Source organism: Micromonospora sp. NPDC047644 (genome assembly GCF_040704315.1).
GTDB lineage: Bacteria > Actinomycetota > Actinomycetes > Mycobacteriales > Micromonosporaceae > Micromonospora.
The window spans coordinates 167435-187298 of the sequence record NZ_JBEYSY010000015.1 but is presented as its reverse complement, the minus strand read 5'-3'; the positions used below and the strand labels follow the sequence as shown (position 1 = coordinate 187298).

Below are 19864 nucleotides of genomic sequence, written 5' to 3'. Positions count from 1 at the left end.
GGCAGGGCAGGGCAGGGCAGGGCAGGGCAGGGCAGGGCAGGGCAGGGCAGGGCAGGGCAGGGCAGGGCAGGGCAGGGCAGGGCAGGGCAGGGCAGGGCAGGGGGGCTAGGGCCGGGGTCTAGGGGAGTTGTTCCTTTCGGGTCTGGTCGGCCAGGTGGGCGGGCATGGGGTCGTGGCGGACGAAATGGCGGCGGAAGGTGCCGGTGCCGGCCGTCATGGAGCGCAGCTCGACGGCGTACCGAAGCAGCTCGGTGGCGGGCACTTCGGCGCGGACGAGGGTGCGGCCCTCGGTGTCCGGGTCCGGTTCGGTGCCGAGCACCCGGCCGCGTCGGCCGGACAGGTCGCCCATCACCGTGCCGACCGAGCCGTCCGGGATGCGGATGGTGACCTCGTCGATGGGTTCCAGCAGGGTCGGCTGGCCCCGCTCGGCGGCGTCGCGCAGCGCCAGCGCGCCGGCGGTCTGGAAGGCCGCGTCGGAGGAGTCGACGCTGTGCGACTTGCCGTCGACCAGGGTCACCCGCAGGTCCACCACGGGGTGCCCGGCGACCAGGCCGCGCTCCAGTTGGGCGCGGACGCCCTTTTCCACTGATGGGATGTAGTTGTGCGGCACGGCCCCGCCGACCACCCGGTCGACGAACTCGAAGCCACTGCCGCGGGGTAGCGGCTCGACCTCGATGTCGCAGACCGCGTACTGGCCGTGGCCGCCGGACTGCTTGACGTGGCGGCCGTGTCCCTTCGCGGGAACGGTCAGCGTCTCGCGCAGCGACACCTTGACCGGCTCGGTGTCCAGCTCGACGCCGCCGGCGCGCAGTCGGTCGAGCACCACGTCCGCGTGTGCCTCGCCCATGCACCAGAGCACCAGTTGGTGGGTCTCCGGGTTGCGCTCCAGCCGCAGCGTGGGGTCGCCGGCGATCAGGCGGGCGAGGTTGCGGGCCAGGGCGTCCTCGTCGGCGCGGCTCCGGGCGGCGATCGCCACCGGCAGCAGCGGCTCCGGCATCTCCCAGGGGGCGATCAGCAGCGGCTCGTTCCTGGTCGAGATGGTGTCGCCGGTCTCGGCGCTGCCCGACTTGGTGATCGCGCAGATGTCACCGGCCACGCAGAGCGACACCTCCCGCAGGGTGGCGCCCAGCGGGGTGTAGATGTGCCCGACCCGCTCGTCGGCGTCGTGGTCGGGGTGCCCGCGTTCGGCCATGCCGTGCCCGGAGACGTGGACGGTCTGGTCGGGGCGCAGGGTGCCGGAGAAGACCCGGACCAGTGAGACCCGACCGACGTGGCGGTCGATGGTGGTCTTGACGACCTCGGCGACCAGCGGCCCGGCCGGGTCGCAGCTCAGCGGCGGACGCGGCGAGCCGTCCACGCCCGTCACCGCGGGCAGTTCGTGCTCCAGCGGCGACGGGAACGCGGCGGTCAGCACCTCCAGCAGGACGTCGAGCCCGACGCCGGTGTGGGCGCAGACCGGTACCACCGGGTAGAAGTGACCCCGGGCCACGGCCTTCTCCAGGTCGTCGATGAGCACCTCGTCGCCGATCTCCTCGCCGTCGAGGTAGCGGTCCATCAGGGTCTCGTCCTCGCTCTCGGCGATGATCCCCTCGATCAGCTCGTCGCGGGACTCGTCGATGGCCCGCTGGTGCTCCGGGTCGGGGTCGCGGACGTCGGCGGGCAGCCCGGCGCTGTAGTCGAAGACCCGACGGGTGATCAGGCCGAGCAGACCTTCGGTGGACACCCCGTCGTCGCCGAGCATCGGCAGGTAGAGCGGCATCACGTTGTCACCGAAGAGGCGCTGGCAGAGCGCCACCGTCTCGTCGACGTCGGCGCGGGGTTGGTCCAGTCGGGCCACCGCGACAGCGCGCGGCATGTCGACGGCGGCGCACTCCTCCCAGAGCGCGACGGTGGCCGCGTCCATGCCGCCCGCGGCGGAGACCACGAAGAGCGCGGCGTCGGCGGCCCGCAGCCCGGCGCGCAACTCACCGACGAAGTCGGCGTACCCGGGGGTGTCCAGCAGGTTGACCTTGATGCCGTTGTGCAGCAGCGGCGCGCAGGAGAGGCTGACCGAGCGCTGCTGGCGTACGGCGGCGGGGTCGTGGTCGCCGACGGTGGTGCCGTCGACCACGGTGCCGGCGCGGCCGATCGTGCCGGTCGCCGCGAGCAGGGCCTCGACCAGTGTGGTCTTGCCCGCCCCGGAGTGCCCGACGAGCACCACGTTGCGGACCCGCTCGGGCTCGGTCACCACCGGCGTGCCGCCGGTGGAACCCTTCTCGTGACTCTTCTGCGCCATGGGGCGCACCTCCCTCAGCCGGTGGTGGTGGCGACCGCCGCGCGAGGTGGAAGCGGCCCGGGGCGAGTGCGCGGCGATATCCTCCGGTGGTCTGCCGCACAGCGGGAACGGGACGGGTAGACGGGTGAGCTGGCTCACCTCCCGGCTCGATCTCACACCCGTTGCCGGGTAGGCACAAGCCTCCCCCAGGCGCGTCGGCGGTACCGTCCGTATCGCCGGAGCTGGGCGGACCGTTATCGTGGGGACCGCCATGGCGAAGATCTTCCAAGTGTCGGCCCGCGCGGGGATGACCCGCGTCGTCGAGCCGATTGCCCGCGCCCTGCTGCGCGCGGGCGTCACCCCCAATGCCGTCACCGTCGCGGGCACCGTTGGTGTGCTCGTCGGCGCGCTCGGCTTCGGTGCTCGCGGCCACCTGGTCGCGGGCGCGTTGATCGTCACCCTGTTCGCGCTCACCGACCTGCTCGACGGGACGATGGCCCGGATGAGTGGCGGTTCCACCAGGTTCGGCGCGTTCCTCGACTCAAGCATGGACCGGGTAGCCGACAGCGCCGTCTTCGGCGCGGTCGCGTACTGGCTGGCCACCGAGGGCGACCACTCCGGTGTGGCCGCCGCGTTGGTCTGCCTGGCCGCCGGCAGCCTCGTCTCCTACGTCAAGGCCCGCGCCGAGGGGCTCGGCATGACCTGCAACGTGGGCATCGCCGAACGCACCGAGCGACTGCTCATCGTCGGGGTCGGCGGGATCCTCACCGGTGTCGGTGTCGATCCGGCCCTGGAGATCGCGCTCTGGCTGCTCGCCGCCGTCTCGATCTTCACGGTGGGACAGCGGATGACGCACGTCTACCGCCAGGCCCGGCAGCTCCAGCCGGACGGCCAGGCATGAGTGGCGGGCGCGCGACCCGGCGTCGGAAGAACTGCGGCCGGGTCGCGTGAACCTCACCGAGTTGGGCTACATCGCCGGGTGGCGGGTGGTCCGCGCGCTTCCCCGGCCGTTGGTGGCGGCGGCGTTCCGGGCGGGCGCGGACCGCGCGCACCGCGCCGGTGGCGGGGGTACGGCCCGACTGCGCGCGAACCTGCGCCGGGTGGTCGGCCCGGAGCTGCCGGACGCCGAGTTGGACGACCTCGTCAAGCGCGGGTTGCGCTCGTACGCCCGGTACTGGATGGAGGCGTTCCGGCTGCCCGGTCTGAGCCGGTCGCAGATCCTGTCCACCTTCCGGCTGGACGGCGCGGACCTGCTCGCCGCCGATGTGGCCGCCGGCCGGGGCGCGGTGGTGGCGCTGCCGCACGCCGGCAACTGGGACGCCGCCGGCGCCTGGGTGGCGGCCACCGGCTGGCCGATCACCACTGTCATGGAGCGGCTCAAGCCGGAGGGCGTCTACAAGCGTTTCCTGGCGTTCCGCGAGGTCCTCGGGATGGAGATCCTGCCGACCCACGGGGGCCCGCGTCCGGCGTTCGACGTGCTGCTGGACCGCCTGCGGGCCGGTGCGGTGGTGCCGTTGCTGGCCGACCGGGACCTCTCCGCCCGGGGGGTGGAGGTGGACTTCTTCGGTGGGAAGACCCGGATGCCCGCCGGGCCGGCCCTGCTCGCGCTGCACACCGGCGCGCCGCTCTACGTGGCCTCGATGTGGTACGAACCGGATGCCGCCTGCGCGTCGCTGGTCGGTCCGTTGCCGGTGCCGGGGCCCGAGGTGGGGCCGCTGGACCAGCGGGTCCGGTCGCTGACCCAGCTGATCGCCGACCGTCTGGCGGCGGGTATCGCCCGGCATCCGGAAGACTGGCACATGTTGCAGCGGATGTGGCTGGACCAGGCGAGGTCGGGGGAGGGCGCGGCGCTGCCCTCGTCGGCCTCCGGCCCGGCCTGAGGAGGTGGGCTGACGGATGCGGATCGGCATCGTGTGCCCGTACTCCTTCGATGTGCCCGGTGGGGTGCAGAACCACGTCATGGACCTGGCCGAGGCGCTGATCGCGCTGGGCCACGAGGTCAGCGTGCTCGCACCGGCCGACGAGGATTCGCCGCTGCCGGAGTATGTGGTGTCGGCCGGGCGGGCCGTTCCGCTGCCGTACAACGGTTCGGTGGCCCGGATCGCGTTCGGCCCGGTGTCGACCGCCCGGGTGCGGCGGTGGATCACCAACGGTGACTTCGACGTGCTGCACGTGCACGAGCCGCTCACGCTGAGTTTGTCGCTGCTGGCCGTGCTCTCCGCCCGTGGTCCGGTGGTGGCCACCTTCCACACCGCGATGACCCGTTCGCGGGTCCTCGCCGCCGCCCAGGGTGTGCTCCAGATCGTGTTGGAGCGCATCACGGCCCGGATCGCGGTGAGCGCGCTGGCCCGCAAGGTGCAGGTCGAGCACATGGACGGCGGGGCGGTGGAGATCCCCAACGGGGTGGCGGTGGCCAAGTTCGCCGACGCCGAGCCGTTGCCGGGTTGGCCGGGGGAGTGCGCGGCCGGCACCGGCGGCACGCTCGGCTTCCTGGGCCGGTTCACCGAGGCGCGCAAGGGCTTCCCGGTGCTGCGCGACGCGTTCGTGGCGCTGGCCGCCACCCGGCCCGGTCTGCGGTTGCTCGTCGCCGGCCCGGGTGACCCCGACGACCTGTACGACCAGTTCCCGGCCGAGCTGCACGAGCAGATCACGTTCCTCGGCCTGGTCAGCGAAGCGGACAAGGCGCGCATGTTGCGCAGTGTGCACCTCTACGTCGCACCGAACACCGGCGGCGAGTCGTTCGGCATGATCCTCACCGAGGCGCTGGCGGCGGGCACGACGGTCGTCGCCAGCGATCTGGACGCGTTCCGGCGGGTGCTCGACGGTGGGCGGGCCGGGCGCCTCTTCCCCACGGGTGACCCGGTGGGGCTGCGTGACGTGCTGGCCGAGCTGCTGGACGACCCGGCCGCGCGGGCCACGCTGAGTGCCTGCGGCGATCTGGTGGTCGCGAATTTCGACTGGCCGGTGGTTGCTCGCCGCGTTCTGGAGGTATACGCAGCGGCGATCGAGGCAACCGACGGGCGGGTCATCGACCAGGAGTGGGTGGGGCTGGGCTGAGCCGGTGTGACGGATGGTGCGGTGGTGACCGGCGGGACCGCTCGGGCCGCGCCCAATCGGACGAAACGGAGCAGCACTACGATGCCGCACATGTGGTGGGTGGTGGCCGCGAGCGTGGTCGTGGGGCTGGTCGCGGCGTACCTCATCTGGACCGCCGGCCGGGTGGAGCGGCTGCAGGGCCGCGCGGAGCTGGCGGCCCGGGCCCTCGACGCCCACCTGCTGCGCCGCGCGGCGGCAGCCGCGGTCCTGGCTGAGCGGCGTTTCGGCGTCGAGCTGTACGCGGCGGCCCGGATCGCCCTGGACGCCGGCCCGGACGAGCGGGAGGCGGCGGAGAACGACCTCACCCGGCAGTTGCGCGGTGTCCAGTTGGATCCGGGCGACCCGGACTGCGGGGCGGTCATCGCCGCGAGCCGTCGGCTCGCGTTGTCCCGGCAGGTGCACACCGACCTGGTCCGCGACGCCCGCTCGGCGCGCAGCCGGCCGCTGGTGCGCCTGTTGCGGATGGGGCGGGGCCGGGAGTGGCCGCGTTACTTCGACATCGACGACCCGACCCTCGTCGTGCCGGCGGACGTCCCCGCCGCCTGACCCCCGTTGCCCGACGGCCTGGGGTGACCGCTGCCACAGGGCAGGCCACCGGGGGTCTGATTGGCTGTCGGTGCGGCGTTGTACCGCGCGTAGCATTTTCGCTGGCCACCCCCCAGAGCATGTCCAAGGAGCGATGACCCGTGCCCGAAAACACCGCCTCGAACACCGGTAGCGCCCCCGTCGTCGGCACCGCCCGCGTGAAGCGTGGGATGGCCGAGATGCTCAAGGGCGGCGTGATCATGGATGTCGTCAACGCCGAGCAGGCCAAGATCGCTGAGGACGCCGGCGCGGTCGCGGTGATGGCCCTGGAGCGGGTGCCCGCCGACATCCGCGCGCAGGGTGGGGTGTCCCGGATGAGCGACCCCGACATGATCGACGGGATCATCGAGGCGGTCTCCATCCCGGTGATGGCCAAGGCCCGCATCGGCCACTTCGTGGAGGCGCGGATCCTCCAGTCGCTCGGCGTGGACTACGTCGACGAGTCCGAGGTGCTGACCCCGGCCGACTACGCGAACCACATCGACAAGTGGGCGTTCACGGTGCCCTTCGTCTGCGGGGCGACGAACCTGGGCGAGGCGTTGCGCCGGATCACCGAGGGCGCGGCGATGATCCGCTCCAAGGGCGAGGCGGGCACCGGCGACGTCTCCAACGCCACCACCCACATGCGGAAGATCCGCCAGGAGATCCGCCGGCTGGCCTCGCTGCCGGCCGACGAGCTGTACGTCGCGGCCAAGGAGTTGCAGGCCCCGTACGAGCTGGTCAAGGAGGTCGCCGAGAGCGGCAAGTTGCCGGTGGTGCTGTTCACCGCGGGCGGGATCGCCACGCCGGCCGACGCGGCGATGATGATGCAGCTCGGCGCGGAGGGCGTGTTCGTCGGCTCCGGCATCTTCAAGGCGGGCAACCCGGCTCAGCGGGCCGCCGCGATCGTCAAGGCGACCACCTTCCACGACGACCCGGACGTGCTGGCGAAGGTCTCCCGCGGCCTCGGCGAGGCGATGGTCGGCATCAACGTCGACGAGATCCCGCAGCCGCACCGTCTGGCCGAGCGGGGTTGGTAGGCATGGGCGCGCCCACCATCGGTGTGCTCGCGCTTCAGGGTGATGTCCGGGAGCACGTGGCGGCGCTGGCCGCGGCGGGTGCGGACGCCCGCCCGGTCCGCCGTCCGGCGGAGCTGGACGCGGTCGACGGCCTGGTCATCCCGGGCGGCGAGTCCACCACCATGAGCAAGCTCGCCGACATCTTCGAGATGCGGGAGCCGATCGACAAGCGGATCGCCGACGGTATGCCGGTCTACGGCTCCTGCGCCGGCATGATCATGTTGGCGACCGAGGTGCTCGACGGTCGACCCGATCAGCGGGGTTTCGCGGGCATCGACATGACCGTCCGGCGTAACGCGTTCGGCCGGCAGGTCGACTCGTTCGAGGCGCCGGTGACCGTCACCGGGGTGCCGGGTGCGCCGTTCCACGCGGTGTTCATCCGGGCGCCGTGGGTTGAGCGGGTCGGTGCCGGCGTCGAGGTCATCGGGGCGGTGTCCGACGGGCCGGCCGTCGACCGGATCGTCGCGGTGCGACAGGGCAACCTGCTGGCTACCTCGTTCCACCCGGAGCTCACCGGTGACCTGCGCGTGCACGCGTACTTCGTGGACCTGGTCCGCGCTGCCGGATGACGGGGTTCCCGTCGCTCAGCCGGCGACCGCGCGCAAGCGCCCCGGGCGGCGGCCCGCCAACTCGTCGAGCGCGGTCGCCGTGGCGGCGTCGGCGGGCAACCGCACCACCAGCCGCTGCGGTCGGCCGACCAGGCGGAGCCGGTGAGCTGAGATGAAGACCATCCTGACGATGTGAATCCGCTTTCCCGACGTCTGCCCGATTTGGGCAGGCGCGGGGAGGCCGCCACGCGCGGTGCGTGACAGCGACCCGAGGGACGTCGGTAGGATTGCGGAGATTCGGCAGGGCCATCTGCCCGCCACGGCTTCCACCAGAGCTGACCGGCACCTCCGCGTGCGCCGGTGGGAGCGGGGCGTGAGCGGTGCGGTCGATGCAGACGGCGGGTAGCAACGGAGGTAGAAGATGTCCGGCCACTCAAAGTGGGCGACGACCAAGCACAAGAAGGCCGTCATCGACGCCAAGCGCGGCAAGATGTTCGCCAAGCTGATCAAGAACGTCGAGGTGGCCGCGCGGACCGGCGGCGGTGACCCCTCCGGCAATCCGACGCTCTTCGACGCCATCCAGAAGGCGAAGAAGAGTTCGGTGCCGAACGACAACATCGATCGCGCCGTCAAGCGCGGCTCCGGCCTGGAGGCCGGCGGTGCCGACTGGCAGACGATCATGTATGAGGGGTACGGCCCCAGCGGCGTCGCCATGCTCATCGAGTGCCTCACCGACAACCGCAACCGCGCGGCGACCGAGGTACGGACCGCGCTGACCCGCAACGGCGGCTCGCTCGCCGACGCCGGCTCGGTGTCGTACATGTTCTCCCGCAAGGGCGTGGTGATCGTCCCCAAGGAGGGCACCAGCGAGGACGACGTGATGCTTGCCGTCCTGGACGCCGGCGCCGAGGAGGTCAACGACCTCGGTGAGGCGTACGAGGTGGTCTCCGAGCCGACCGACCTGATCCCGGTGCGCACGGCGTTGCAGGACGCCGGCATCGAGTACGAGTCGGCCGAGTCCTCCCTGATCCCCAGCGTCAACGTGCCGTTGGACGAAGAGGGCGCGCGCAAGATCTTCAAGCTGATCGACGTCCTGGAGGACTGCGACGACGTCCAGAACGTCTACGCCAACTTCGACGTCAGCGACGACGTGATGGCAGCAGTAGACGCCTGACCCGACCCCCGCGCCCTCCTCCCGCCCCGCCCCGCCCCACCCCGCCGCGATCTTGCACTTTCTGACCCGACACACCGGGCAACACCTGGCATATCGCCAACAGAAAGTGCAAGATCGCGGGCGGGACGCGGGGACGCCGGGATGCGGGGGTGTTGCGGTGGGGGCAGTGCGGTTTGCGCCTGGTGACACCGTGGTACGGCGTGAGGTGCTGCGGGGCGAGGTCTGGTTCGGCTGCCCGACCATCTGCGTCGTGGATTCGCCCGACCTGCTCGCCCTCTACCTCCCACCGGGGGCCGAGTTCGGCTTCCCGGACACCGGCGTCTTCCCCTGCGGGCGGCACCCGTGGGAGGCTGCCGGGCACCGCTCCTGGTCCGGGCACGGCAAGCTGATGCTGCAACGCCCCGGTGAGGCGCACTCGATCGACGTGTTCTGGGCCGGGCCGGCACGCGAGTTCGCCGGCTGGTACTTCAATCTCCAGGACCCGGTGCGGCGTACCCCGATCGGGGTGGACACCCTGGACCACGAGCTGGACCTGTGGTGGGCCGCGGACGCCGACCGGTACGTCTGGAAGGACGTGGAGTTGTTCGCCGAGCGCCTCGTCGAGGGGCGCTACCCGGGCATGGCGGACGCCATCCAGGCCGAAGGTGACCGGATCGCTGCCCTCCTCGACGCCGGTGAGCGCTGGTGGGACCGGTCGTGGGCCACCTGGCAACCGGACCCGGCCTGGACGGCGCCCCCGCTGCCCGCCGGCTGGGATCAGGTGCCACCCGCGGGGTGAGCGGCGGCGACGTCAGTTCCCAGGCAGCGATCTGACCACGAACACCTGATCCAGGCCTCCGGTGCACGGCTCGACCAGTGCCGCGTCCGCCACGTCGTTGTCGTCGGCGCGCAGGCCGACGCACAACTCGCTGCGGTCGGGCCGGATCCGGTACGCGTCGGGCGTCGCTCCGGTCGGTTCGAAGTGGAACACCTGCTTCGGCCTGTTCGCGTTGCAGTCCTTCGCGTTCCAGGGTTCGAGGAAGTTCCGGCCGGGATCCTCCTCCCGGATGGTGAGGCAGCCCTTCCCGAGCACCGGGTGGATCCAGTGGATGAAGAACATTCCGTCGGCCACCGGTTCCAGCGAGGTGTCCGGTGGGGTGGCCTCCGTGCAGGGCCGCTGGACCGCGATCTCCTTCGTGTACTGGCCGTTGCGATCGCGGCCCTCGGTGAGGCAGAGGTGCGGGCTGCGGGCGGGGCTGATCTGACTGAGCCCCGCGTTCGGCGAACGGGCACCGTCAGCCGCCGACGCGGTCGGATCGGTCGTTCGGGAGGACTTTCCCTGTTCGTCGTCGCGTCGTTCGATCCAGAGGCCCACGCCGAGCGTGGCCAGCAGGGCGACGACGAGCAGCGCCACCGGTGCGGGCCGCGTGAACCAGCGTGGGCGGGCCGGGCCGGAGTGCTCCGGGGCCACCGTCGTGCCCGCGTCGACCGGTGGCGGGTCTGCCGCCGGGGACGGCGGAGCAAACTGACCTGCCGCGATGCGGTGCCAGGCCCGTAGCCACGGCTCGACCTGCTCTCCCGCGCCGCACGCGCGGACGAATGCGGCCACCACCTCGGGGCGTGGCAGTGTGGACCGTCGCAGGATGTCCGCCGCGGTGCTGCGGGCCAGTACGTCGCCCGTCGACGCGGCGCGCTGTTCCAGTTGTCGGTAGGTGAGGCCCGACCGATCCTTGAGCCCGCGCAGCATCTCGACGAATTCGGCCGGGTCGGACGCGTCATCCGGGCGTAGCTCCCCCGTGGTCATCGCCCGATTCTCCAGACACCGCGGACGCGAGGGCAAATCAGGTCCCGGTGACTGTCCGACATGGTCGGACAGGATCCGGACAAGATCCGGACAAGCCGCTGTGAGCTGCCCGGACAGCCCAGCGCGGCGACCAGGGGATTGTCCCGACCGGCCGGGTTTCCTAGCGTCTTGGTCGATGGCCGCGCCGCTGACCGGCGTACGGCCGACCGGCTCGCGCCGGCACGGGTTCGAGCTGAACCACCGCAACGACACGGGGGAAATTCGATGGATGACGCTGTCCGGGATCCGGTGCCGCAGGCGGCCACGGCGGGGGAGTACGTGGCGTTGCTCCGGGAGGTGCGGCGGCGTTCCGGTCTGACCTATCGGGAACTGGCCCGGCAAGCCTCGGCGGCCGGGCACTGGCTGCCGCCGAGCACCCTCGCGACGATGCTGGGGCGGACGACGCTGCCCCGGGAACGCACCGTCGTCGCGCTGCTGGCCGCCTGCGGCACCCCTGCGGCCGAGGTCGACAGGTGGGTGGAGACACGGCGGGACCTCGACGCTCGCCTCGGCGAGCAGGGTCGAGGGGAGAGCGACGCGCAACGGAGCCCTGCCGGCCCGTCCCCTGCCGTCGCGGCGGACATCCGCCCGAGCGTCGGCTCGGTTCCGCCGCGACCCCAAGCGCCCTGGCCGGCCCGTCGCTGGCTCCGGCTGGCGCTGCTGGCGGTGCTCGGCGTCCTGACGGTCGGGGCGGCCGGGGCGCTGCGACCCCTCACCCCTTCCATGGTCGACAGTTCGTCGACCGTCGGCTGCCCGGAGGTGCTGCGCCAGGGCATGTACGGCCCCTGCGTGCTGAGCCTCCAGGAACATCTGGTGGCTGACGGACTCACTGTCCCGGTCGACGGCTGGTTCGGCCCGGACACCACCAGCCGGGTGATGGTGTTCCAGGCGTTCGGCGGCCTGCCCGTCAGTGGCACGGCGGACGAGCGGTTGTTCGACGAGTTGGCGGGCGATCGCACGGTGCCCGCCACCTGGTCGGAGGACCGGATCGGCAAACACCTTCGGCGGACGTTCCCGGAGGACCCGGCCGGGGCGGTGCAGGTGGCGCGCTGCCTGTCCGGCCTGGACCCGTACCGGGTGGAGGTCGGACAGGACGGGTCGCGCCGCTGGGGGTTGTTCCAGTTCAGCGACACGGAGGTGTCCCGGTTCGGCGTCGACCGCCAGATGGCGTTGGACGCGGCGTGGAACATCAGGGCGGCACGGGAGGTCTGGTCTCGTACCGGCGACTTCGGCCACTGGACCTGCGCGGCCTAGCTGTCCGGTGGGACGCTCCCCGTCCGGTCCACCAGCCGGAGGATTGTTCGCGCTGTTCACGGCCACCGAACCGCGCTCGGCACGGTGCCGTACGGCAGGGGGCGCCGGCATCCGATCAGGACACCGACGCCCGGGCGGGGCGGACCAGCGCTCAGCCGATCGTCTCCCGCTCCCGCCAGGCGGTGCGCAGCGAGGTCCGGCCGTTGGTGCGCAGCAGTGACCCCTCGTACACCCGGGCCCCGGCGAGGAGGAACGCGCCGGCGGCGAGCACCAGGAGGACCAGTGAGACGATCGGCTCCCAGCCGGCCGCGTCGCCGGTGAAGAGCCGCAGCGGCATGGCCGTGGGCGACGAGAACGGCAGGTAGGACAGCACACGCATCGCTGTGGCGTTGTCGTTCAGGAAGATCACCGCGAAGAACGGCAGCATGACGGCGAGCTGCACCGGCGTCGAGACGGCGGCGATGTCCTCCTGCCGGTTGGCCAGTGCGCCGGCCGCGGCCCACATGGCGGCGAGCAGCACGAAACCGATCAGGAAGAACGGCACGAACCAGCCGATCGCCGGGGCGAGCAGGCTGAGCAGACCTCCGCTGTCGCCGATCTGCAGCCCGAGCACCGCCACCAGCGCGATCAGGGCGATCTGGGCGAACGCCAGGATGGCCCCGGCCACCACCTTCCCGGCCAGCAGGGCCCGCACCGGCACGGCGGCGACCAGGATCTCGACGATCCGGGTCTGCTTCTCCTCGATGACGCTCTGCGCGATCTGCACGCCGAACGTCTGCGAGGTGACGAAGAAGACGAACGCGAAGACGAACGGCACCAGGAACGCCACCACCGGATCGACCGCGTCCGGGTCCAGCAGGCGAACGGTCGGCTGGGTGCTCAAAGCCCTCACTACGTCGTCGGGGGCGTCGTCCAAGGCCAGGACGGCCGGTCCGCCGACCACCGCGGCGTCCACGTCGTCGTCGCGGACGGCCTGCTCGGCTGCCCGGTCATCGGGGACGACCCGGACCTCCAGCCCGGCGGCGCGCAGCGGCGCGGCCAGGCTCTCGGTCACCGCCACTGTGGACGGCCCGCCGGAGAACAGCGGCGGCAGGATGGTGCCGGCCGCGGCGATCAACAGGAAGAACAGCGTGCCGAACAGGAAGGTGCGGTCGCGCAGCTTGACCCGGATCTCGCGTTCGGCGACCAGCCGGGTGGCCTGGGTGACGTTCACTGGGTGACCTCTCGGAAGATCTCGGTGAGCGAGGGGCTGACCGGGCGGAAGGCGCGGACCGGGCCGCGCGCGAGGGCGGCCCGCAGCACGGGCTGTTCGTCGGTGCCGGCCGGCAGGTCGAAGACCACCCGCGCGCCGTCCAACTCGACCACCGTCACACCGGGGTGGTCGCGTACCCAGCCGGCGTCGTGCTCCACGACCAACTCGAACCGGGGCATCGTGTACGAGTCGCGCAGTTGCTGCCGGCTGCCGGCGGCCCGGATCACCCCGTCCCCGATGATCACCAGGTCGTCGCAGAGGCGCTCCACCACGTCGAGTTGGTGACTGGAGAAGAGCACCGGCACGCCGGCCGAGGCCCGTTCCCGCAGCACGGCCACGACGGTCTCCACGGCCAGCGGGTCCAGGCCGGAGAACGGCTCGTCGAGCACCAGCACCTCGGGGTCGTGCACCAGCGCGGCGGCGATCTGGGCCCGCTGCTGGTTGCCCAGCGACAGCGTCTCCAGCAGGTCGTCGCCGCGCTCGCCGAGCCCGACCCGGTCCAGCAGCGCGTCGGTGGACCGTCGTGCCGCGGCGGCGTCCAGTCCGTGCAGCCGGCCCAGGTACGTCACCTGCTCGCGGGTGGTCATCTTGGGGTAGAGGCCCCGCTCCTCCGGCATGTAGCCGAAGCGCCGACGATCCTGCCGGGTCAGCCTGGTGCCGCCCCAGCTCACCTCGCCGGCGTCGGGGGCGAGCACACCCAGGATGATCCGCATGGTGGTGGTCTTGCCGGCGCCGTTGGCGCCCACGAAACCGGTCATCCGGCCGGCGGACACCTCGAAGGACACGTTTCTGAGCACCTGCCGGTCGCCGAAGCTGCGGTCGACGCCGTCGAGGCGGAGCGTTCTGGTCACGCACAGACGCTAGATCGAATCCGTCGCCGCGCCGTCCGCCCGGCGGCTGAGCGGGCGGGTCCGCCGCACGGCGGACGCCGGTCACCCTCCGGGCCGGACCACCCCGTTCTCGTACGCGAACACCACTGCCTGCACCCGGTCGCGCAGGCCGAGCTTGGCCAGTACCCGACTCACGTGCGTCTTCACCGTCGCCTCGCCCAGGTGGATGGCCGCGGCGATCTCCGCGTTGCTGGAACCGGCGGCGAGCAGCATCAGCACCTCCCGTTCGCGCGGCGTCAGCCCGGCCAGCGCGGCCTCGGCGTCCGGACCCCGGTGGGCGGTGCCCGCCGGGTCGCCGGGTCGGGCGAAGGTGGAGATCACCCGGCGGGTGATCTCCGGGGCGAGCAGACCGTCGCCCCTGGCCAGCACCCGGATCGCCTCGACCAGCTCCTCCGGCGTGCCGTTCTTGAGCAGGAAGCCGCTGGCTCCGGCCCGCAGCGCGGCGAACAGGTAGTCGTCGCGGTCGAAGGTGGTGAGGATCAGCACCGCCGGCGCCCCGGGGCCGTCGGCGACGATCTGCCGGGTGGCCTCCAGGCCGTCCATCCCGGGCATCTCCACATCCATGAGTACGACGTCCGGGCGGGTGGCTCGGGTCATGCTGACGGCCCGTTCGCCGTCGGCGGCCTCACCGACCACCTCGATGTCGTCCTCCACCTCGAGGATGACCCGGAAGCCGGTACGGACGAGGTGCTGGTCGTCGGCGAGCAGCACCCGGACCGTCGGGTTGGTGTCGGGCGTGAGCTCGGTTGCCGCGCTCATGCCGACGGCTCCGCGCCCGCTGGGGTCTGCTGCCTGTCGCTCGGCTCCCGCTGCGGAGCGACCGGGGCGGCGAGGGGGAAGCGGGCGCGGACCCGCCAGCCACCGCCGGACCGTGGCCCGGCCTCCAGGTCGCCGTCGTGGGCGGTGACCCGTTCGCGCATGCCGATCAGCCCCAATCCGTCGGTGTCGGCGCGGCCACCGCCCCGCCCGTCGTCGGTCACGTCGACCTCCACCTCCCGGGCCAGGTACCGGACCCGCACGTCGAGCAGGGCCGCCTCGGCGTGCTTGAGGGTGTTGGTCACCGCCTCCTGCGTCACCCGGTACGCCGTCTGGGAGACCGATTCGGGCAGCGCGACCGGGTCGCCGTACACCCCGAGGGTGGCCGTCAGCCCGGCGGCCCGAGCCCGCTCGACCAGTTCGTCGATCCGTTCGACGCCGCCGGCCGGCGGCGTCGCGGCGTCGGTGCCGGCGGAGGTCCGCAGCACGCCGAGCATCCGACGCAGCTCGTCGACGGCGGTGCGGGCGCTCTGTTCGATGGCGGTCAGCGCGGTGCGGGCCTTACCCGGGTCGCGGTCGAACACCCGGCGGCAGGCGGATGCCTGCACGCCCATCACGGACACGTGGTGGGCGACCACGTCGTGCAGCTCGCGGGCGATCCGGACCCGTTCGCCGAGCACCGCGCGCTCCCGGGCCTCGGCCTGCGACCGGCGCAGGTCCTCGGCCTGGGCGCGCAGCTCGTGCTCGCGGCGCGCGGCCACCCACGCGGTCTCGCCGAAGAAGTACCCGAAACCGAAGACCAGTACGTTGAGCAGCACGCCGGTGACCATCGCGGCGAGCACCGGTGGCACCGGTCCGACCGCGTCGGCGAAGGCATCCGCCGGGATGTGGTCGATCATCACCGCGTAGTAGACACCGAGCCAGGCGAACATCGTGGCGATCACGCCGATCCGCAGCCGGCGGGACAGTTGGCGTTCTTGCCCCCACGCCCCGACGGTGTAGAGGGCGCAGAACAGGGCCCACGAGGAGAACTGGGTCTCCGGGGCCGAGCGCGCCTGGGCGGCGATGAACGCCACCGCGACGACCAGCAGGGTCGCGGTCGGCCAGCGTCGTCGCCAGATCAGCGGGAGGGTCACCGCGACGGTCCAGAACAGCTGCTCCGGCCCGGACGGCGGTGGGCCCAGCAGGAACGCGCCGGTGCTGCGGGCCAGGGTCAGGCTGACCAACGCCAGCCCGGTCATCCCCAGGCCGATCCAGAGGTCGTTTCGGCGCTGCTCCGCCGTCGGGCCCGGACGACGCCATGCCTCTCGCGGTGCCACGCTCATCCGGGAACGATGCCACGCCGCCCACCAGGCCCGCCGACCGGGCGGGCTCGTGTGGGTCCGGTCGCGCCGACGGGCGGCGGCCCGGCGCGGGGTACGCGTCGGGCCGCCGTCTTCGGTGTCGCTCACGCGGTCGTCTGTTCGCGGGTCTTCCGGGCCGTGTCGATCAGGTCCCAGACCACGATCGCGGCCGCGCCCACGGCGATGGCCAGGCCGATGCCGTTCCGGTTGTCGGCCTCCGCCACCCAGGTCAGGCGCTCGGCCAGGGCCGGGTTGAGCAGTCGGTCGGAGAGCGCGAGCCAGGCCAGCGGCACCGCGAACGCCAGGTCGAGCAGCACCTTCGTGCCGAACAGGGCCCAGGTCCAGCGGTCGATCCGGTACTTCACGATCTCGAAGACCACACTGAGTGCCAGCACGCCGATCAGCGCCGGCAGCCAGAACGACCACAGGGCCGGGTCGAGGATCGCGATGTTCTCGCCGTCGGTGTCGTTCACCCAGGAGTGGTAGTGCTGCAGCGGCAGGTACGCGATGGTCAGCACCAGCATGATCACGGATGCGATGGTGTCGGCGAGGGGGATGCCTCGTCGTACCGGCGCGTCGGGTAACTGGTCGACCGTCCACTCCGGCAGGTCCACGGCCGTCTGGGTGCGCTCGATGATGGCGAAGGTCAGGGTGAGCCAGAAGGCGATCTGCACCGCCACCTGCATCGCCGTGACGATGCCGGGCCCGATGGCGCCGAACCCTTTTCCTTCCGCCGCCTCGACCACCGTGACGATCGTGCCGACGAGCGCCGGGATGAAGCTGAGCAGCAGCTTCAGCAGCCGCAGCCAGAGCAGGTAGTAGGTCGGGCCGATGAGCTGCAACCGGCGGTCGGCGTACCGGGCGGCCAGCACGTCGGGGTTGCCCAGCTCGGTGAGCACCTCCCGCTCGGCGGTGGTGGCGTCCTGCCCGCCGTCGGTCCGGCCCTCGATCATGTCGTCGATGGAGGCCCGCAGCTCGTTGGCGATCTCGTCGCGGCGCTGGGCGGGCACCGATCGCAGGGTGGCGGCGAGGTAGCGGTCGATCAGGGTGTTCATCGTTGCGCTCCTTGGATCAGCCCGGTGATGGAGGTCTGCACGGCGGCGAGGTCGTCGAGGAGCCGGCTCAGCATCGACTCGCCCTCGTCGCTGGTCCGGTAGAACTTGCGCGGTCGGCTCTCCTCGGTGTTCCACTCGCTGGTCAGCAGCCCCTGGTCCTCCAGGCGACGCAGCAGCGGGTAGAGCGTGTTGGCGTCCACCGGAAAGCCGTGGTCGCTGAGCCGTTGCAGCAGTGCGTAGCCGTAGTCCGGTCGACGCAGCGCGACCAGGCTGGCCACCACGACGGTGCCTCGACGCAACTCCTGTAGGTGCGTCCGTAGAACGTCCTCGCTAACCATGTGTCACACCATACTGTGTGCCACACACTGTTGTCTACAGAGATAACGTCGCGTCTGCGTGGGGTGTTGGGCGCGGCTCGCCTACCCGCGCGTGTTTCGCCAGGCCGCAGGGGTTGTTCACCCCCCTTTGCTCTGCTCCCGCGGATGCGCCAGGATGATGCGGCCGCTGGTGCCGCCAGGTGGTGCCTCCAGGGCAGCAGAGCAAAGGAAGCGCGCACGGGGCGCCCGGCCAACACCGGACGCCCCGCGACGGGCCCCGCTCAGCAGGTCGCGCCCTGCCGGAAGTTCCGCTCGACGAAGCTGGCCGGCCCGACCTGGAAGTAACCCACGCCCGGCCGGATCGGGTGCCCGGTGAACAGCTCGACCCGCGAGCCCACCCGCACCAGGTACGCCTCGGCGTCGCCCGCGTCGTTGCGGATCAGCGAGCCCCGGCGCCCGTAGATGTCCTCCAGCTCGGCGAAGGACATGCCGACCGCCGCTCCGGCGGAGGAGTAGGGCGGTGCGGTGGCCGTACCGACCTCGACCAGCCGATCGTCGCGGAAGGCCAGTAGCAGCACGCCGGCCCAGGAACCGGTCGCGCCGGCGTGCACCACCGCGCCGCAGCCCGGCGCGGTCCAGTCGATGTGCCCGTTCGCGGTGAGCGCCGCCAGGCTGGCACCGATCCGGTACACCCCGGCACCACCGACGCTGAGCACCTGCGGGTGGTGGTGCCCGGCGTTCGCAGCGGCGCGGACCGGAGCAGCCGCGACCGGACCGGCGACCGTGGCCGGGGCGAGCGTGCCGAGCGCCAGCACGGCGGTGGTGACGAGGATCGAGGGACGTTTCATGGTGGCTCCTTCGGTGATGGGACTCCTGCCCTGTTAGTCACCGCGTCGGGGCCAACGGTTCGTCACCTTCCGGCTCGGCCCGGTCTAGCGTGCAGGGAGACGCCCGCCGGAGGTGACACGGTGACGGCTCCACTGCGGATCGGGCCCTACGCCATCGAGCGACTGCTGGGCGTGGGCTCGTTCGCGACGGTCTGGCTGGGCCACGATCCGGCGCTCGACGCGCACGTGGCGATCAAGGTGCTGGCCGAGAACTGGAGCCACGACCTGCGGGTTCGGGAACGCTTCCTGGACGAGGCCCGGTTGCTGCGCCGACTGGAGCACGAGCGGCTGATCCGGGTGCACACCGTCGGTGAGCTGCCGGACGGTCGCCCGTACGCGGTCCTGGCCTGGGCGAACGGGGGCAGCCTGCGGGACAGGCTGGCCGCTGCGGAAATCCCGGTGCCGGCGGCGCTGCGGCTGCTCGGTGAGGTCTGCGCCGGGGTCGCCGTGCTGCACCGGCACGGGGTCGTGCACCGTGACCTCACCCCGGGCAACATCCTGTTCCGCCGGACCGGACCCGACGACACCGAGCAGGTGCTGATCGCCGACCTCGGCCTCGCCAAGGCGCTCGCCGCATCCTCCGGCCTGACCGCCCGCGCCGGCACCCCGGGCTACATGGCCCCGGAGCAGGACGACCCGGGCGCGGTGGTCGACACCCGCGCCGACGTGTACGGGCTCGGGCGGCTCGGTATCCGACTGCTGGCCGTCGATCCGCCGCACGTGAACCCGTCCGGACCTGAATCGGCTGGCTGCGCCCCGGAGATCCGACTACGGGAGGACGTGCCTCCGGCGGTCGCGGCGGTGCTCGCCCGGGCCACCGCCCACCACCCGGCCGACCGCTACCCCGACGCCTCGACGATGCACGCCGCGTTGACCCGCGCGAGCACCCCGGTGGGACGGCCGATGGAGTCGACCGTCGCGAGCGGTTTAGCGAGGTCGTTCGCATCGTCCGGTTCGGAACGACGAAAGCCGTCACCCCGGCCGAGCCGCCCGCACCGGATCCGGCGGGCCGCGACAGCGGTCGTGGCCGTCGCCGTCGTGGCCGCGGTGGGCGCCGAACCACGCGCCACCGGGCCGGCTTGGCAGGTCGGCGGCACGTACACGACTGGGCCGCTCACCGTGGTGTTGCCGGCCGGCTGGTCGGCCACGGGAACCAGTTGGGCCGGCCAGTTCGATGCCGGCGGCGAACCGGAACCGGCGCTGGTGATGTCGCCGCAACCCCGCCGCTGGGCCGCCGACCCCCGGCTGCCCGGCGCGTTCGTCGGCCTCTCCGCCGCCACGGCCGCCCGCACCACACTGGCCGGATTCCTGGCCGAGCGGACGCACGGAGATTGCACGGCCGCCCCGCCTCGCACCACCCGCCAGGCGGGCGTCGAGTGGACGGTGGTGGCGTACCGCTGCGACCAGGGTCGGCCGCGGATCGTCGAGTCCGCGGGCCTGCATCCCGGCCGGGCAGCCCTGGTGTACGTGCAGATCACGCCCCCGGAGGACACCCCCGAGTTCGTGGACACCCTGCTCGCCGGGGTCCGGGTCAGGTAGGTGCGCCACGATCCGGCCGCGCAGGCCGGCGGCG

Annotated in this window: 20 protein-coding genes; 10 read left to right on the top strand and 10 right to left on the bottom strand. The window is 72.3% G+C overall.

Annotated features, from left to right (window positions below; translation table 11 throughout):
- Positions 1 to 118: 118 nt before the first annotated feature.
- Positions 119 to 2275 carry an elongation factor G-like protein EF-G2 gene (locus AB0877_RS24905; protein WP_366611848.1) on the bottom strand — a complete coding sequence of 719 codons (2157 nt, stop codon included), beginning with the start codon at positions 2273 to 2275 and terminating at the stop codon, positions 119 to 121.
- 250 nt (positions 2276 to 2525) lie between these two features.
- Between AB0877_RS24905 and pgsA the strand changes: the two genes are divergently transcribed.
- The 6 genes from pgsA to pdxT all read left to right on the top strand — a co-directional run bounded on the left by pgsA (position 2526) and on the right by pdxT (position 7562).
- Entirely contained in the window at positions 2526 to 3155 is a 630-nt protein-coding gene (gene pgsA / locus AB0877_RS24900) for a phosphatidylinositol phosphate synthase (protein ID WP_366611847.1), read from the top strand.
- Positions 3156 to 3201: 46 nt separating this feature from the next.
- Positions 3202 to 4134 carry a phosphatidylinositol mannoside acyltransferase gene (locus tag AB0877_RS24895; RefSeq protein ID WP_366611846.1) on the top strand — a complete coding sequence of 311 codons (933 nt, stop codon included), beginning with the start codon at positions 3202 to 3204 and terminating at the stop codon, positions 4132 to 4134.
- A gap of 16 nt (positions 4135 to 4150) precedes the next feature.
- Entirely contained in the window at positions 4151 to 5311 is a 1161-nt protein-coding gene (locus tag AB0877_RS24890) for a glycosyltransferase family 4 protein (protein ID WP_366611845.1), read from the top strand.
- Positions 5312 to 5392: 81 nt separating this feature from the next.
- Positions 5393 to 5896: a hypothetical protein gene (locus AB0877_RS24885; protein WP_366611844.1), complete on the top strand. Its 504-nt coding sequence runs from the start codon at positions 5393 to 5395 to the stop codon at positions 5894 to 5896.
- A gap of 140 nt (positions 5897 to 6036) precedes the next feature.
- Entirely contained in the window at positions 6037 to 6954 is a 918-nt protein-coding gene (pdxS, locus tag AB0877_RS24880; protein ID WP_366611843.1) for a pyridoxal 5'-phosphate synthase lyase subunit PdxS, read from the top strand.
- Between the two features lie 2 nt (positions 6955 to 6956).
- Positions 6957 to 7562, top strand: coding sequence for a pyridoxal 5'-phosphate synthase glutaminase subunit PdxT (gene pdxT, locus AB0877_RS24875; protein WP_366611842.1), 606 nt, complete (start codon positions 6957 to 6959; stop codon positions 7560 to 7562).
- Positions 7563 to 7577: 15 nt separating this feature from the next.
- On the opposite strand, the gene AB0877_RS24870 is transcribed toward pdxT, so the two are convergent.
- On the bottom strand, positions 7578 to 7724 hold the full coding sequence (locus AB0877_RS24870; RefSeq protein ID WP_366611840.1) for a hypothetical protein: 147 nt from the start codon (positions 7722 to 7724) through the stop codon (positions 7578 to 7580).
- 238 nt (positions 7725 to 7962) lie between these two features.
- On the opposite strand from AB0877_RS24870, the gene AB0877_RS24865 reads away from it, so the two are divergent.
- Both AB0877_RS24865 and AB0877_RS24860 read left to right on the top strand, forming a co-directional pair.
- Entirely contained in the window at positions 7963 to 8715 is a 753-nt protein-coding gene (locus tag AB0877_RS24865; RefSeq protein ID WP_366611838.1) for a YebC/PmpR family DNA-binding transcriptional regulator, read from the top strand.
- A 166-nt stretch (positions 8716 to 8881) separates the two neighbouring features.
- A complete protein-coding gene (locus AB0877_RS24860) occupies positions 8882 to 9493 on the top strand; it encodes a DUF402 domain-containing protein (protein WP_366611837.1) in 612 nt (203 codons plus the stop codon).
- Positions 9494 to 9505: 12 nt separating this feature from the next.
- On the opposite strand, the gene AB0877_RS24855 is transcribed toward AB0877_RS24860, so the two are convergent.
- Positions 9506 to 10498, bottom strand: a complete 993-nt coding sequence (locus tag AB0877_RS24855) for a helix-turn-helix domain-containing protein (RefSeq protein WP_366611835.1) — start codon at positions 10496 to 10498, stop codon at positions 9506 to 9508.
- A 264-nt stretch (positions 10499 to 10762) separates the two neighbouring features.
- On the opposite strand from AB0877_RS24855, the gene AB0877_RS24850 reads away from it, so the two are divergent.
- On the top strand, positions 10763 to 11791 hold the full coding sequence (locus AB0877_RS24850) for a helix-turn-helix domain-containing protein (RefSeq protein ID WP_366611833.1): 1029 nt from the start codon (positions 10763 to 10765) through the stop codon (positions 11789 to 11791).
- Between the two features lie 151 nt (positions 11792 to 11942).
- Here the strand turns inward: AB0877_RS24850 and AB0877_RS24845 are convergent, their stop codons facing one another.
- The 7 genes from AB0877_RS24845 to AB0877_RS24815 form a co-directional block, all read right to left on the bottom strand.
- Positions 11943 to 13004: an ABC transporter permease gene (locus AB0877_RS24845; protein ID WP_366611832.1), complete on the bottom strand. Its 1062-nt coding sequence runs from the start codon at positions 13002 to 13004 to the stop codon at positions 11943 to 11945.
- Positions 13001 to 13894 (bottom strand): ATP-binding cassette domain-containing protein, encoded by an 894-nt coding sequence (locus AB0877_RS24840; protein ID WP_366611830.1) that lies wholly within the window; start codon positions 13892 to 13894, stop codon positions 13001 to 13003. Before AB0877_RS24840 ends, AB0877_RS24845 begins: the two co-directional genes overlap by 4 nt.
- Positions 13895 to 13975: 81 nt before the next feature.
- Complete coding sequence (locus AB0877_RS24835) at positions 13976 to 14692, bottom strand: response regulator transcription factor (protein ID WP_366611828.1); 717 nt, start codon at positions 14690 to 14692, stop codon at positions 13976 to 13978.
- On the bottom strand, positions 14689 to 16014 hold the full coding sequence (locus tag AB0877_RS24830) for a sensor histidine kinase (RefSeq protein WP_366611827.1): 1326 nt from the start codon (positions 16012 to 16014) through the stop codon (positions 14689 to 14691). Before AB0877_RS24830 ends, AB0877_RS24835 begins: the two co-directional genes overlap by 4 nt.
- A 122-nt stretch (positions 16015 to 16136) precedes the next feature.
- Positions 16137 to 17087, bottom strand: coding sequence for a permease prefix domain 1-containing protein (locus AB0877_RS24825; protein ID WP_366611826.1), 951 nt, complete (start codon positions 17085 to 17087; stop codon positions 16137 to 16139).
- Positions 17084 to 17425, bottom strand: coding sequence for a PadR family transcriptional regulator (locus AB0877_RS24820; RefSeq protein WP_366611824.1), 342 nt, complete (start codon positions 17423 to 17425; stop codon positions 17084 to 17086). Before AB0877_RS24820 ends, AB0877_RS24825 begins: the two co-directional genes overlap by 4 nt.
- A gap of 260 nt (positions 17426 to 17685) precedes the next feature.
- Positions 17686 to 18252: a hypothetical protein gene (locus AB0877_RS24815; protein ID WP_366611822.1), complete on the bottom strand. Its 567-nt coding sequence runs from the start codon at positions 18250 to 18252 to the stop codon at positions 17686 to 17688.
- A 120-nt stretch (positions 18253 to 18372) separates the two neighbouring features.
- Here AB0877_RS24815 and AB0877_RS24810 point away from each other — a divergent pair, with 120 nt between their 5' ends.
- Complete coding sequence (locus tag AB0877_RS24810; protein ID WP_366611821.1) at positions 18373 to 19830, top strand: serine/threonine-protein kinase; 1458 nt, start codon at positions 18373 to 18375, stop codon at positions 19828 to 19830.
- Positions 19831 to 19864: the final 34 nt, after the last annotated feature.

Coding starts and splice junctions, on each gene's coding strand:
- AB0877_RS24905 (WP_366611848.1), bottom strand. CDS start 2,275: ATGGCGCAGAAGAGTCACGAGAAGGGTTCCACCGGCGGCACGCCGGTG.
- pgsA (WP_366611847.1), top strand. CDS start 2,526: ATGGCGAAGATCTTCCAAGTGTCGGCCCGCGCGGGGATGACCCGCGTC.
- AB0877_RS24890 (WP_366611845.1), top strand. CDS start 4,151: ATGCGGATCGGCATCGTGTGCCCGTACTCCTTCGATGTGCCCGGTGGG.
- AB0877_RS24885 (WP_366611844.1), top strand. CDS start 5,393: ATGCCGCACATGTGGTGGGTGGTGGCCGCGAGCGTGGTCGTGGGGCTG.
- pdxT (WP_366611842.1), top strand. CDS start 6,957: ATGGGCGCGCCCACCATCGGTGTGCTCGCGCTTCAGGGTGATGTCCGG.
- AB0877_RS24870 (WP_366611840.1), bottom strand. CDS start 7,724: ATGGTCTTCATCTCAGCTCACCGGCTCCGCCTGGTCGGCCGACCGCAG.
- AB0877_RS24865 (WP_366611838.1), top strand. CDS start 7,963: ATGTCCGGCCACTCAAAGTGGGCGACGACCAAGCACAAGAAGGCCGTC.
- AB0877_RS24855 (WP_366611835.1), bottom strand. CDS start 10,498: ATGACCACGGGGGAGCTACGCCCGGATGACGCGTCCGACCCGGCCGAA.
- AB0877_RS24850 (WP_366611833.1), top strand. CDS start 10,763: ATGGATGACGCTGTCCGGGATCCGGTGCCGCAGGCGGCCACGGCGGGG.
- AB0877_RS24835 (WP_366611828.1), bottom strand. CDS start 14,692: ATGAGCGCGGCAACCGAGCTCACGCCCGACACCAACCCGACGGTCCGG.
- AB0877_RS24830 (WP_366611827.1), bottom strand. CDS start 16,014: ATGAGCGTGGCACCGCGAGAGGCATGGCGTCGTCCGGGCCCGACGGCG.
- AB0877_RS24825 (WP_366611826.1), bottom strand. CDS start 17,087: ATGAACACCCTGATCGACCGCTACCTCGCCGCCACCCTGCGATCGGTG.
- AB0877_RS24820 (WP_366611824.1), bottom strand. CDS start 17,425: ATGGTTAGCGAGGACGTTCTACGGACGCACCTACAGGAGTTGCGTCGA.
- AB0877_RS24815 (WP_366611822.1), bottom strand. CDS start 18,252: ATGAAACGTCCCTCGATCCTCGTCACCACCGCCGTGCTGGCGCTCGGC.